This window comes from Burkholderia sp. WTPI3 (assembly GCF_021483755.1).
Taxonomy (GTDB): Bacteria; Pseudomonadota; Gammaproteobacteria; order Burkholderiales; family Burkholderiaceae; genus Burkholderia.
In genome coordinates this window covers 49,540-62,829 of record NZ_JAGIXF010000009.1, presented here as the reverse complement: position 1 = coordinate 62,829, position 13,290 = coordinate 49,540, and the positions used below count along the sequence as shown (strand labels likewise).

Annotated in this window: 12 protein-coding genes; 4 read left to right on the top strand and 8 right to left on the bottom strand. The window is 63.5% G+C overall.

Annotated features, from left to right (window positions below; translation table 11 throughout):
• Positions 1 to 13 precede the first annotated feature (13 nt).
• The 5 genes from J7024_RS07385 to J7024_RS07365 form a co-directional block, all read right to left on the bottom strand.
• Positions 14 to 1,363, bottom strand: a complete 1,350-nt coding sequence (locus tag J7024_RS07385) for a type II and III secretion system protein family protein (RefSeq protein ID WP_175858812.1) — start codon at positions 1,361 to 1,363, stop codon at positions 14 to 16.
• Between the two features lie 71 nt (positions 1,364 to 1,434).
• Entirely contained in the window at positions 1,435 to 2,364 is a 930-nt protein-coding gene (gene cpaB, locus J7024_RS07380) for a Flp pilus assembly protein CpaB (RefSeq protein WP_175858813.1), read from the bottom strand.
• A 67-nt stretch (positions 2,365 to 2,431) separates the two neighbouring features.
• The gene (locus J7024_RS07375) at positions 2,432 to 2,962 is read right to left on the bottom strand and encodes a TadE/TadG family type IV pilus assembly protein (RefSeq protein ID WP_175858814.1); all 531 of its coding nucleotides are present in this window, start codon (positions 2,960 to 2,962) and stop codon (positions 2,432 to 2,434) included.
• Positions 2,959 to 3,459, bottom strand: a complete 501-nt coding sequence (locus J7024_RS07370) for an A24 family peptidase (RefSeq protein WP_175858815.1) — start codon at positions 3,457 to 3,459, stop codon at positions 2,959 to 2,961. Before J7024_RS07370 ends, J7024_RS07375 begins: the two co-directional genes overlap by 4 nt.
• Positions 3,460 to 3,555: 96 nt before the next feature.
• Entirely contained in the window at positions 3,556 to 3,780 is a 225-nt protein-coding gene (locus J7024_RS07365) for a Flp family type IVb pilin (RefSeq protein WP_175858816.1), read from the bottom strand.
• A 676-nt stretch (positions 3,781 to 4,456) separates the two neighbouring features.
• Between J7024_RS07365 and J7024_RS07360 the strand changes: the two genes are divergently transcribed.
• The 4 genes from J7024_RS07360 (at position 4,457) to J7024_RS07345 (ending at position 9,991) form a co-directional block, all read left to right on the top strand.
• On the top strand, positions 4,457 to 6,046 hold the full coding sequence (locus J7024_RS07360; RefSeq protein ID WP_124825835.1) for a collagen-like triple helix repeat-containing protein: 1,590 nt from the start codon (positions 4,457 to 4,459) through the stop codon (positions 6,044 to 6,046).
• A 41-nt stretch (positions 6,047 to 6,087) separates the two neighbouring features.
• Positions 6,088 to 7,533 carry a collagen-like triple helix repeat-containing protein gene (locus tag J7024_RS07355; RefSeq protein ID WP_124825836.1) on the top strand — a complete coding sequence of 482 codons (1,446 nt, stop codon included), beginning with the start codon at positions 6,088 to 6,090 and terminating at the stop codon, positions 7,531 to 7,533.
• A 144-nt stretch (positions 7,534 to 7,677) separates the two neighbouring features.
• Positions 7,678 to 9,363: a ShlB/FhaC/HecB family hemolysin secretion/activation protein gene (locus J7024_RS07350; protein WP_124825837.1), complete on the top strand. Its 1,686-nt coding sequence runs from the start codon at positions 7,678 to 7,680 to the stop codon at positions 9,361 to 9,363.
• A gap of 166 nt (positions 9,364 to 9,529) precedes the next feature.
• On the top strand, positions 9,530 to 9,991 hold the full coding sequence (locus J7024_RS07345; RefSeq protein WP_124825838.1) for a DUF2147 domain-containing protein: 462 nt from the start codon (positions 9,530 to 9,532) through the stop codon (positions 9,989 to 9,991).
• Between the two features lie 102 nt (positions 9,992 to 10,093).
• Here J7024_RS07345 and J7024_RS07340 read toward each other — a convergent pair whose 3' ends face one another.
• From J7024_RS07340 to lpdA, 3 genes are all read right to left on the bottom strand, one after another.
• The gene (locus tag J7024_RS07340; RefSeq protein WP_175750827.1) at positions 10,094 to 10,504 is read right to left on the bottom strand and encodes a transposase; all 411 of its coding nucleotides are present in this window, start codon (positions 10,502 to 10,504) and stop codon (positions 10,094 to 10,096) included.
• Between the two features lie 144 nt (positions 10,505 to 10,648).
• Positions 10,649 to 11,746 carry a cell division protein ZapE gene (zapE, locus tag J7024_RS07335; protein WP_124825840.1) on the bottom strand — a complete coding sequence of 366 codons (1,098 nt, stop codon included), beginning with the start codon at positions 11,744 to 11,746 and terminating at the stop codon, positions 10,649 to 10,651.
• A gap of 99 nt (positions 11,747 to 11,845) precedes the next feature.
• Positions 11,846 to 13,276: a dihydrolipoyl dehydrogenase gene (gene lpdA / locus J7024_RS07330; protein WP_124825841.1), complete on the bottom strand. Its 1,431-nt coding sequence runs from the start codon at positions 13,274 to 13,276 to the stop codon at positions 11,846 to 11,848.
• Positions 13,277 to 13,290 lie beyond the last annotated feature (14 nt).

Here is a 13,290-nt window from a genome sequence, read left to right as displayed (position 1 = left end):
GACGTGCGATACTTCATTTTGAAAACCCCGGCACGGCGTCCGGCACCGCGGCACCGCCCAGATACGACTGCCAGACCGGCGCATTGTGCTGCTCGGACAACTCACCCGGCGTTGCAGGCAGCGCTGCCCCTTTCGCGATCGGCGCGACGAGGTGCGGCGTCACGATGAACAGCAACTCCTGATCATTCTGCTGGTAGTTCAGATTCTTGAAAAACGTGCCGATAACCGGCAGGTCGCCGAGAAACGGCACCTTGCTCACGTTCGACGTCGTCTGGCGATCGATCAGGCCGCCAATTACGAAGCTCTCTCCGTCTCCAAGCTCGACCGTGGTATCCGCGCGGCGCGTCGTAATGCCCGGCACCGTAACACCGCTGATCGTCACACCGTTCACGAAATCGAGCTGACTGGACTCCGGCGCAACCTTCAACGCTATCCGCTGCGGACTCAGTACCGTCGGGGTCAGCGTCAGCCCGACGCCATACTGCTTCCACTGGATTGCGGTCGAGCCGAGCCCTTGCGGTGACGGAACCGGAATCTCGCCGCCTGCGAGAAAGCTCGCGCTCTGGCCGGACAATGCGACAAGCGTCGGCTCCGCGAGCACGCGCGCCAGGTTGTTCGACTCGAGCAGAGACAGGTCGGCGAAGATTCCGCGGCCAGCCGCGTTCACGACGAGGTTGAACGCAGATGCAACAGGGTTGCCGAGCGTCGGAATATATGAGGCAGTGCCTGGCCCCGTCGGCCCGGTGCTGTTGCTCGAGCTCCCGTACGACTGCACACCGCCTGGCGAGAATGAGCCGAACGAAAAGCCATTGCTCTGCTTGAAGAAGTTCAGGCCGACTTGCTTGAGTACCGAGCGGCTGAACTCGACAACGCGCACATCGACCTGCACGACGCTCTTTCCACCCAGCGTCGAACGGTCGATCACGACGCCTTTCGCGCTCATGTTCTTGCCGATGCTGACGGCACGCTGATGTGCCTCGAGCGACGATGACGCGCCGCTCAGCACCGCCGTACCTCCGTACGCGTTTACGCTCGGCGTCGAGCTATCCAGCACCGCGCGCGCGGCTGCGTCGACGACCTCGACATTCCAGATCGTCGGTTCGTCGTGCCCGCGCTCCCACAACATCACGTTCGTCGCGCCCGGCGCCTTCGCGGTCACCAGGACTGCACCGGAACGGCTGCCCTTCATGATCATTACGTCAGCTACCGTCGGATCACCGACGGCGACCCGCTGCAACGCGCGGCCGGCGGAAATTTGCCGCTGCGCGCCGACCGCGAGCTCGATCGTGCTGCTCGCGCTCGCCAGTGATGCGAATGTCATGGTCCAGATAGCAATCGCAAATGCAATCAGTGTGTTTTTCATTGTCATTGTTCTGAAGCCCCTCGTGCGGCCGTTCTCTTTCCGTCGCTGCTGTCGATGACCGTCCATGCCACTCAATACACAACCGTTTCCGATCGGCCACCGCGAATCACCTCGATCCCACCGCCACCGCTCGGACGCACCGCCGGTGTCAACCTCGGCAGCGGCGGCACGCTCGGATTCGGCGCGACACTACCGCCGTGCGTACCCGACAACTGCTGCAGAGATACGCCGGTGGCCGCAATGGCAGATGGCGACAGATTCGCCTGCGTGGTGCGCACCGCGACCGTTTGCGCCGCCATTTCGTCATCGCGCGGATTGCGCAATGCGAGTGTCAACCGCCCGCTCCCTTCCCCGAGCGTCAGCGCGTCGACCTGCGGCGTCGGCACGGCCAGGACTGCAATCCGAACACCAGTCGGCTGACCGTTATTGCCGTTCGCGGCACCGGCATCGCGATCCGGCGTTGCATCACCGAACGACAACACGCGCACCTTGGACAGCAGCAGCCGCGCCTGCGTCTGTCCAATCTCACTGTCGAGCATCGCGCCTCCGGGATCGCGCTTCAGATTCAGAAACACGTCGACGAAATTGCCCGGGCGCAGCCGGTTGGCCACCGCATTCGACTCATCGACGCGAATGGCGACTGCACGCTCGCCCGGTTGCACGTCTTCCGCGAGCCCGGACACCAGCGCACCGCCAACCACCGGCGACGACGCGGGAATATCGCTTGCCGGCACGCGCCCCACGACTGCGGACGGATCGCTGAACGACCCCACTGGCGCAGGCGCGATCGGCTGAATTTTCAATGCATCTGCGGAAATAGGCTGACCTGCAACCAATGCGCGTGTCGCGACCACAACGGGCATCGGACTCGCCGCGATCGGCTGTCCCGCCGGCGCAACCGGATGCGATGAACTACGCCCGAGCATCCATGCGTAGATCCCCAGTATTACTGCGATCGCAATCAGCAGCCCCGCGATGATCTTTGTTAATTTGTTGGCCATGTTGGAATATCGATGCTGGGATAAAAGCCCAATGAATTCTTATGTCGCGAGATTCATGCCGCGCGTGTCATTGCATGGATAGCGGGATCTGCACGACTGCCGTACTCGTAAGCGGTCCATTCAGCACCTTCCCCACAAGCAACGGCATCGTCGTCATCCATTGCTGGGGGGAATAATTTATCGTGACTGTCAGGCATGTCGACGTCGAATTGTTATTGAATAGCGATCCGCACGACGGCGTCGTCACCACTACCGCCAATTGCTGCGCATTGCCGGTCAGCCAACCCAGCGCACCCAGCGATGTATTGCATGCGTTTTGCGTGCGCGTGGTGGAAACCGACGCAGATGTACACGAAACGCTTGCCGATCCCGACGCACCCGACGAACCGAGACCGGAACCGAGAGTCGAGGCGTACACCAACCCGGCACGTGCTCCTTCGCTCGCGGCGTACGTAAGACTCTGCTGAATGACGAAAATCATCCCAAAACTGATGATTCCGTAGAAAACCAGGAAGAACAGCGGAAACACGATCGCAAACTCAACCGCCGTCGCGCCATGTTGACGCTGCCCCCCTCGCGGTCGCCACGCTCGCTTCATTTCACACCTCGTATTGCAACGACATACAGTAGCCATACGGCCGCAGGTACAACGAGACACGCCGCGTATGGCGTTGCACGACGACCGCCGAGCATCAACGAAGGTTCGCCACGCCGCCACAACGCGTCGAACGACGTATGCGCCAGCAACATCAGAACGAGCGCATGAACGCCCCCGGCCAGACTGGCGACGACCCAAAGCCACGGCAACGCTTGCGCACCGCACCACGCGCCGAGCACCGCAAAGACTTTCACGTCCGCAGAGCCCATCACACGCAGCAGAAAGAACGGGAAAAAAACGATCAGTCCGGCCAACATGCCTGTCAACGCCTGGGCCGGTAAAACATCAAACGGATTCGCGCGCAAAAAAGCACAACCGAAACCGCAGACGAGCCCCGTTAAGACGAGTGAATTTGCAATACGCCGAAAGCGGATGTCGCTGACTGCAACAAATGCAGTCCAGCCGAGGAATACCCCGATGAAAATAAGACGTGCCATCGCGTAGCGATCCACCTCGACCGAGACAGCGGGCGAATTACGTTAATAATTCGCCCGCCGCACAGCCGCAAGACGATATTCGGAACCGGCGCTTTTTTATGAACCCGTAGTGCCGCCAGTAGTGCCGCCCGTAGTTGTCCAGCACGTTGCGCTGGGCGACGACACACAAGTTCCGATTTTCGTGAAGGTGCTGCTGAGATTACCGCCCACCGTACCGGCGGCAGTGATGATGGCCACAGCGATAAGACCCGCAATCAGCCCATATTCGATCGCGGTAACCCCGTCTTCTTCCTTAAGGAAGCGCTTGATGAGTGCTTTCATTTTTGTTTCCTCGTGCCTATATAACGTTTTTTGGCCTTTTATACGTCGTACATCCTCGCATATCTGGCCGCTTGCCCCGCGTCGGTTCGTCACATTTGCTGCAACGACGACCAGGTGCGCTTTCTTTATAGTTCGCCCCGAGGGGCATGTATCACAATTTGATGCAAGTTAACATTCGCGATAGGAACCCTCCTCGAACGTCGTGTACCGATCTGTACATTTGCTTACATCTGACCTGAATCTTATCTCTGATTCTCTCCAATTTCCAACCCCTTTTTAGCGATCGGGATCGAAATATTTTCCGTAAGCACAGCATATTTGTACGGCGTTTCGGTACGCCTTACACATAAGGACTTACGCTAGGTTAGATGTGCACATCCAATCCACCAGTAAAACAATCGCCCGCCCAGCCTGCAGCTCCCCCGCATAAACCCGACGTTACGCCGCACGCGTAACGCCAATGTTGTGACGTTACGTTACGAAACAGGTGAAACCGTTCTCATCTGACCGCTTTTAAATAATTTCAACATTCTTTCAATTTCCGCGAACTCCTTTTCCAACAAGGAATTACCCCGTTTAAAGGCAATCGTCGAACTGTCGACCATCGAAGTGGCACGACAGTTGCAGAGTAGACCTCGCATTACTCAACACAACACAGCTTCAATGCGAGGACGAAATGGACATTCAGGTTATCCCTCATGGCACGTTCCGGGCGACTATGATCGCGGCCACCGTGGCAGCCATGCTTTCACTCTCCGCGTGCGGCGGTTCCGGTTCAATCAGCCAGGGGCTCGGCGGCGGCTCGAGCTCGGGCGGCGGCGACTCCATCTCGACCTCCGACGGCGGCACCTCGGGCAGCACGTCCGGTTCGACGAGCGGCAGCACGTCGGGTAGCACCAGCGGCTCGACCAGCGGCAGCACGAGTGGCTCGACGAGCGGCACCACCAGCGGAACGACAAGCGGAACGACCAGCGGTACGAGCGGCACCTCTGGTGTGTCGGCGAACCCGGTAGGAAATGTCCTCGCAAGCGGCAGCAATATCGTCACCAGTCTCGGCGGAACCGTATCGGGCCTCGGCAGCGTCGTCGCCAGCCAGTCGCTGCCGGGCGTCAACCCGGCCACGACACAAGCAGCAGGCGGCATCGTGCAGAACGTCGGCGGCGCGGTCACCGCGCTCGGCAATGGCCTCGGCAACGGCCTCGGCCAGCTCGGCGCGGTGAAGGACCCTGTCGGCATCACGGTCGCCAGCACGGGCGCCGTCGTGAACCAGCTCGGCGGTGCGGTCACGCAAACCGGCACCCTGGTCTCGAGCCTCGGCAGCGGCCCGCTGTCACCGCTCGCCCCGGTCACGGGCGCCGTTGGCGGTCTCGTGACGACGGTCGGGAACGCCGTATCGGGCGGCGGCACCACGCTGACCAACGCATTGTCGACGGGCCCGATCCAGCAGGTCACGCAAACGGTCAGCTCGGCCATCACGCCGATCACGACGATGATCGGCCAGACGACGCAAACGGTCGGCACGGCCACGGGCCTCGGCGCCCCCGTCAACACGCTGCTTGGCACGATCGGCAACGGCCTGAACCAGGCCGGCGCGATGATCGCATCGACGGGCGGCAACCCGGTCACGACCGGCCTCGGCAACACCGTCTCGTCGACGGGCAACACCGTGAAGGCAGTCGGCGGCCTCCTCACGGGCGGCACCGGCGGCGTAACCAACCCGCTCGCTCCGCTCACGGGTCTCCTCACGACGGTCTCCGGCACGCTCGGCGGCGCGACAGGCGGCACCAGCGGTGGCCCGCTCGCACCGGTCACCGGCCTCGTCTCCACTGTCACCGGCGCACTCGGCGGCGCAACGGGCGGCACCAGCGGCGGCCCGCTCGCACCGGTCACCGGCCTCGTCTCCACTGTCACCGGCGCACTCGGCGGCGTAGCAGGTGGCACCAGCGGCGGTCCGCTCGCACCGGTTACGGGCCTCGTCTCGACCGTCACCGGCGCACTCAGCGGCGCAGCGGGCGGCAGCAGCGGCCCGCTCGCGCCCGTCACGGGCCTGGTGTCGACGGTCACCGGCGCACTCGGCGGCGCGACGAACGGCAGCAGCGCGCTTGCCCCCGTCACTGGCGCGGTTTCCGCGGTCACCAGCACGGTCGGCGTCCCGGCACTCAGCGGCGGCACCGGCACCGTCACGAATTCGGGCTCGGGCTCGAATCTGCTCTCGCCCGTCACGTCGCTGATCGGCGGCCTGCTCGGCGGCACGCACGGCAAGTAATCCGACATCCGTTCATCGAAAAGACAGCGAGGAGTCACATCATGTCCCAGCAACGTTCCATCCCGACCATCGCCCTGCGCCAATGGCGCGTGCCCCTCACCGCCTTCGCCGCAGCCTGCCTGCTGGCCGCCTGCGGCGGCGGCGGCGTCAGCTCGCCGCCGACGAGCAACAACGGCGGCAGCTCCAGCGGCACGAGTGGCACCAGCGGAACGAGCGGCACCAGCGGCTCGTCGACGGGTACCAAAGGCGTCATCAGCACGGTCGGCCAGACGGCTACCGATCTGGGCAGCACGGTCGGCAACATCAGCCTGCCGGGCCTGGGCGACGGTGTGACGAAGGGTGTCGGCAGCACCGTTTCCAGTACCGGCACGATCATCGGCGCGGCAGCCGATGCCGTCAGCAACGGTCTGGGACAAATCGGGACGACGAAGGATCCGGTCGGCACGACGGTCGCCGGCCTCGGCAATGTGGTCGGCGCGACGAGCAACACCGTGTCCGGGCTGAGCCAGACGGTCAAGGCGCTGGGCACGGGACAGCTCTCGCCTCTGGCCCCCGTCACGACGCCGGTCGGCACCGTGCTCGACACGGTCGCCAACGGCCTGACGGCCGCCGGCACGACGATCGGCTCGACGTTGTCGTCGGGCGCCGTGCAGCAGGTCACGCAACCGCTCAGCTCGGCCATCACGCCGCTGGTGATCACCGCCGGTCAGGTCACGCAGCAGGTCGGCACGACAACGGGCCTCGGACAGCCGGTGTCGGGTCTGCTCGGCCAGGTCGGCGGCGCCATCAGCTCGGCAGGCAAGCAGGTCGCCGGCACATCGAATCAACCGCTCGTCGGCGACGTCGGCCAGCTCGTCGCCGCAGTGGGCAATACGGTGACCAACGCGGGCGGCCTCGTGAACCCGAACGGCCCGAACGGCGCAGCACCGATCCCCGGCCTGATCACGAGCCTCGTCGGCGGCTCGACGGCAACCGTCCAGAACGGCACGGCGTCGGGTTCCAGCTCGACGAACCCTCTCGGCGGCCTGCTGTCCGGACTCGGCTCGACGCCGCTCGGTTCGCTCACGGGTGCGCTCGGCGGTGCAACGGGCGGTTCGGGCAGCAGCCCGCTCGCACCGGTCACGGGCCTCGTGTCGACTGTCACGGGCGCACTGGGCAGCGTCGGCGGCTCGGGCGGTAGCAGCCCGCTCGCGCCGGTCACGGGTCTAGTGTCGACTGTCACCGGCGCACTGGGCAGCGTCGGCGGCTCGGGCGGCGGCAGCCCGCTCGCGCCGGTGACGAACCTGGTGTCGACCGTCACGGGCACCCTCGGCGGCGCAACGGGCGGCACTGGCAGTGCAAACCCTCTCGCGCCCGTCACCGGTTTGCTGAATACTGTCACCGGAGCAGCAGGCAGCGTGACGGGTTCGGCATCGTCGGGGGGAGCGGCGGGCCTCCTGGCACCGGTAACAGGGTTGCTGGGCACGCTGGGTAGCGTTGGCAAGTAAGGAGGACGGTCGCGCCCTTGCAGCCGGAGCAGGAGGCACGGCCGTACAAACACAACCGGCAATGCGGCACGCGGCGCGCGACACCCGGAGGTCGCGCGCCCGCATTACAAAGAAGACGCCAAGCAAGGCCTACGAGGAAGAACAATGAAATCCAGACTGGACAGATGGATGATGCTGCTCGCCATCGCGGCGGCAGGCACGGCACATGCGCAGACGCGCGCGGCAGGCAACCCGCTCGACTCCCTGCCCCAGATCAACGCACCGAAGCAAGGCCCGAGCGTCACCGTCCAGGTCGCGCCGCAGGCACCACAGCTTCAGGAATTGCTGTCGCGCCATCTGACGCCCAAGACATTCCAGGTCGAAGGTGTGAAGTCGATACCGTTCGACGAAATCTCGCGCCGCTTCACACCGCTCGTCGGCAAGGACATCACGATCGGCGAGTTGATCGAAACCGCCAACGGCGTGACCAAGCTGTACCAGGAGCGCGGCTATGCGTTGTCGTTCGCGTTCATTCCCGCGCAGACGTTCGAAAACGGCGTCGTGCGCGTGACGGTCGTGGAAGGCTACGTGTCGGACGTCAAGGTCACCGGCAAGCCCGGCGCGATGGAATCGAAGATTCGCGCGATCGCCGCGCACATTACGGCCGATCGGCCACTGCGCCGTGCAACGTTCGAACGCTACGTGAACACGTTCGGCCTGCTGCCCGGCGTCACGGTGAAGGCCAACGTGCCGCCGCCGCAGACAACCGATGGCGCAACGACGCTCGAGCTCGCGGTCGACCGCAAGGCATTCAACGTCAGCACCGGTATCGATTTCAATCACCCCGGGGTCCAGGGCCTCATCACCGCAACCGAAAACGGCCTGACTTCGTTCGGCGAGCAGTTGAGCATTTCCGCACTCGCACCGCCCGGACGCGACAAGCAGACCTACTTCGCGTTCAGCGGCTCGGTGCCGGTGGGCAGCAACGGTCTCGTCACGCGCCTCGATGCAAGCACGTACCGCGGCAAGCCGACCGACAACCCAGGCCTGCCGTCGACCGTCCAGCGCACCGTCAAGAGCGAGAAACTGGGTCTTTCGGCTTCCTATCCGATCCTGCTGAACAACCAGCGCAGCCTGCTCGGCACCGTGTCGGGCTATGCAGCGCACAACGACGATCACTACCAGAACCAGGTCAATGGCAACGTGCTCGACAATCGCTCGCAGGTTCGCGTGATGCAGCTGCAGCTCGACTACACGAGTGTCGAACCGAAGCAGGTACGCAAGCTGAGCGTCAACGTCGCCAAGGCGTTCAACATTCTCGGCGCATCGAAATCGCAGACCGGCCTGGACAACGGCGTGCCGCTTACGTACCCAGATCCGACTTCGCTGACCTTCGTCCGTACCGGCGCGACCTTCACGCAGACCAACGAATGGCCGTTCAAGATCGGCACGTCGGTCTCGGTGACCGGCCAGTACAGCGCCGACTCGCTGCCGACGTCGGAACAGATCTCGTTCGGCTCGACGCGCTACGCGCTCGGCTATCAGCCCGGTGAAACGTCGGGCGACTCGGGCTGGGGGATGTCGCTGGAGGTCAACCGCGGATTCACGCCGGGCTGGACGTACCTGAAGTCCGTCACGCCATACATCGCGTACGACATGGCGCGTGTGTATCTGCATACCGGCACGCCGTCGCCGAGCCGCCTGTCCTCGGTCGGCATCGGCGTGAGATTTTCCGACAGCCGGTACTACAGCCTCGATCTGAACATCGCGAAGCCGGTCGGCGATGCGCCTGTCGAAAGCGCATCGCGCAGCCCCCGCGTGAACGCCGCGTTCTCGTACCAACTCAACTGATCGGGCACCGAACAGTCCGCATCCTGCGGACTGTTTCGATTAGAGTCCCCTCTATCAAACGCAGCGCACGGTTTCACGTATTCTGGCAAAGCTCGCAACATGCCACCGCCCCATGCAGACGGTCGTGCGGGCGAATCGAACACGACGTGAAACAAGGAGGAAGACAATGATTCAAGTGACCCGCCCGCTGCGCGCATTGGCAATTGCCAGCGCGCTGCTCGCCTGTGCCGCTCCATCGTTCGCGCAAGCCGACAGCCCGATCGGCATGTGGCAGACGATCGACGACAACACCCATCAGCCGAAGGCACTCGTGCAGATCGCCGACGATGGCGACGGTTCGCTGTCGGGCAGGGTCGTCAAAGGTCTCGGCCCGAGCGACACGCCCGATCGCCGCTGCACCGCATGCACCGACGAGCGCAAGGATCAGCTCATCAAGGGCATGACGATCATCAAGGCGATGAAGAAGGACGGCGACCAGTGGGACGGCGGCAACATTCTCGATCCGGAAAACGGCAAGGTCTACAAGTGCAAGATGACGCTTGAAGACGGCGGCCAGAAGCTCGTCGTACGCGGCTACATCGGCGTATCGCTGCTCGGCCGGTCGCAAACCTGGGTTCGCGCACAATAACGCGGCGCGCGTCAAAGCGCGCGATGCAATGAAAAATCGGCCTGCGGCGACGTCGTCAGGCCGATTTTGTTTTGGTGTGCGAGGCGATGAAGTCCACCGTGATCACGCCGCGTGCTTCAACGTGTTCGACGCGTAGCTGTCCGGCGCACGATAGGTCGGTGCTGCAGCACTGCGCGCCTGCGCCGCTTTCGACTGCGCGTGCTTGCGCATCCGTGTGGATAGCGCGTTGCAGAGATTCACACCTGCGTCGCCATACAGCTCGCGCATCACGTGCATCAGCGTGCCCGTGTCGTGCCACACCTTGAAGCGGCGATGGCATGTCTGGTACGACGGGTAGCGACGCGGCATGGCGGACCATGTCGCGCCGCTGTATATCACCCAGAGCACGCCATTCAGGACAGCACGCGTGTTGGCCAGCGGCCGGCCGCGCAATTCGGTGCGCGGCTGCATTTCAGGCAAAAGCGGCACGACGCAGCGCCACTCATGATCGGTCAGATCGCGATACGGTGTCATGGACATCTCCAGCCTTAGGAACCATGACACAACGAAATCGGCTGACCTCAGCGACGAATATAAGACAAGTCCGAAAATGCCCTGATATCAGCAGAATCTGACCGGAATTGACGTTTGAAGCGCGTCACTTGCCGAAAGCTGCGATCAGGTCAGCGACGTATCGACGATGCGACGCGGCGTCTCGATGTACTCCTTCGACTGCATCTCGACGATCCGCGATACCGTGCGTGCGAACTCGTTCGCCATCGGGCCTTCGACGTACAGCTGTTCCGCAGGCACCGCCGCGGACATGAGCAGCTTGACCTTGTGGTCGTACAGCACGTCGATGAGCCACGTGAAGCGGCGCGCCTCGGACGCCATTCGCGGCGACATCTGCGGCACTTCGGACAGGACGATCGCATGGAAGCGGCTGGCGAGTTCGAGATAGTCGTTCTGCGAACGGGGACCGCCGCACAGCGTCGCGAAGTCGAACCACACGACGCCATCGGCCTTGCGCAATGCCTTCAGCTCGCGCTTCTCGATATGCAGGATCGGGCTTTCGTCCGGTACCGCGGCAAGCTTCGCGAACGCATGGCGCAGCTCGCGATCGGCGTCCGCACCGAGCGGCGTGTGATACATCTGCACCTGTGCCAGCGTGCGCTGGCGATAGTCGACGCCCGCGTCGACGTTCAGTACGTCGAGCTTTTCCTTGATCAGCGCGATGGCCGGCAGCATGCGATCGCGATGCAGGCCGTCGGGGTACAGATCGTCCGGATCGTAGTTGGACGTCATCACGAACTGCACGCCGTTGTTGAACAGGCGATCGAGCAGCCGGTACAGGATCATCGCGTCCGCGATGTCCGACACGTGAAACTCGTCGAAGCAGATCAGCCGGTAGCGCTTCGCGATGCGCCGCGCCAGCTCGTCGAGCGGATCGGCCTGCCCTTTCAATTCCTCGAGCTCGCGGTGCACTTCCCGCATGAATTCGTGGAAATGCAGGCGCGTCTTGCGCTGCACGGGCACTACCGCATAGAAACTGTCCATCAGGAAGCTCTTGCCGCGGCCGACACCGCCCCACATGTAGACGCCACGCGGCAGGTCCGGATGATTGATGAGCTTCTTGAACGCGTTCGAGCGGCGCGCCTTGTAGTCGACCCACTCGTCGAAGCAGCGCTGCAGACGATCGACGGCCGCACGCTGCGCGGGATCGGACTGATAGCCGCGCGTGGTTAATTCGCGCGCGTAGTATTCGGTGACGTTCATCAGGGCAAACCGGAAAAACAAAGGCGAGCGGGAAAAACCCGCCCGCCTTCGTCATGAGACGGCCGCGCCAGCCGATAGCCGGCTGGCGCTATACCGCGCTCAGCTGTTCAGCGAGCGCTTGTCGACGGCGAGCGCCGCTTCGCGCATCACTTCCGACATCGACGGGTGCGGATGGCAGATGCGGGCGATGTCTTCCGACGCCGCCTTGAACTCCATCGCCACCACGGCTTCCGCGATCAGGTCCGACGCGTTCGCGGCGATCACGTGCACGCCGAGCAGTTCGTCGGTCTTCGCGTCCGCGATCATCTTCACGAAACCGTCCGGCGCATTCATGCCGAGCGCACGGCCGTTGATCGAGAACGGGAACTTGCCCGTCTTGATCTCGCGGCCTTCCGCTTTCAGCTGCTGCTCCGTCTTGCCGACCCACGCGATTTCCGGGTACGTATAGATCACCCACGGAATGCAGTTGTAGTCGATGTGCGGCTTCTGGCCGTCGATCACTTCCGCGACCAGCACGCCTTCGTCTTCCGCCTTGTGCGCGAGCATCGGGCCACGCACCACGTCGCCGATCGCATAGACGTTCGGCACCGCCGTACGGCAGTGGTCGTCGACGTCGATGAAGCCGCGCTCGTTCGCCTTCAGGCCGATTGCCTCGAGGCCGAGGTTATCGGTGTTCGGCACACGGCCGACCGACACGATCAGGCGGTCGGCGTCGAGCGTCTGCGCGTTACCGTCCTTGTCCGTGTAGGCGATCGACACGCCGTCGGCGGTCGTCTTCACGTCGCCGATCTTCACGCCGAGATGGATGTCGAGGCCCTGCTTCTTGAACAGCTTGGCCGCTTCCTTCGCAAGCGCTTCGTCAGCTGCGCCGAGGAACGCCGGCAGCGCTTCGAGCACCGTCACTTCGGCACCCAGACGACGCCACACCGAGCCGAGCTCGAGGCCGATCACGCCTGCGCCGATCACGGCGAGCTTCTTCGGCACCGAGTCGAACGTCAGCGCGCCTTCGTTGTCCGACACGATCTTGTTGTCGACCGGGATGTTCGGCAGGTGGCGCGCCTTCGAGCCCGTTGCGATGATCACGTTCTTCGCGGTGACGACTTCGGCTTCGCCTTCGCCGCTCACTTCGATCTGCACGCCGGCGTCGGTCTTGCCGGTGAACTTGCCATGGCCCTTCAGCCAGGTGATCTTGTTCTTCTTGAACAGGAACTCGATCCCACTCGTCATCTTCTCGACGATCGCATCCTTGCGGCCGAGCATCTTCGCGACGTCGATCTTCACGCCGTCGACGGTGATGCCGTGGTCGGCCAGGTGATGCGACGTGTTCTCGAACTCTTCCGACGACGCGAGCAGCGCCTTCGACGGGATGCAACCGACGTTCAGGCAGGTGCCACCGAGCTTCAGCGCGCCGGCCGGGTTCTTCCACTTCTCGATACAGGCAACCGTCTTGCCGAGCTGCGCGGCGCGAATCGCGGCGATGTAGCCGCCGGGGCCGGCGCCGATCACGACGACGTCAAATTCCTTGGACATGACAATCCTTTCTA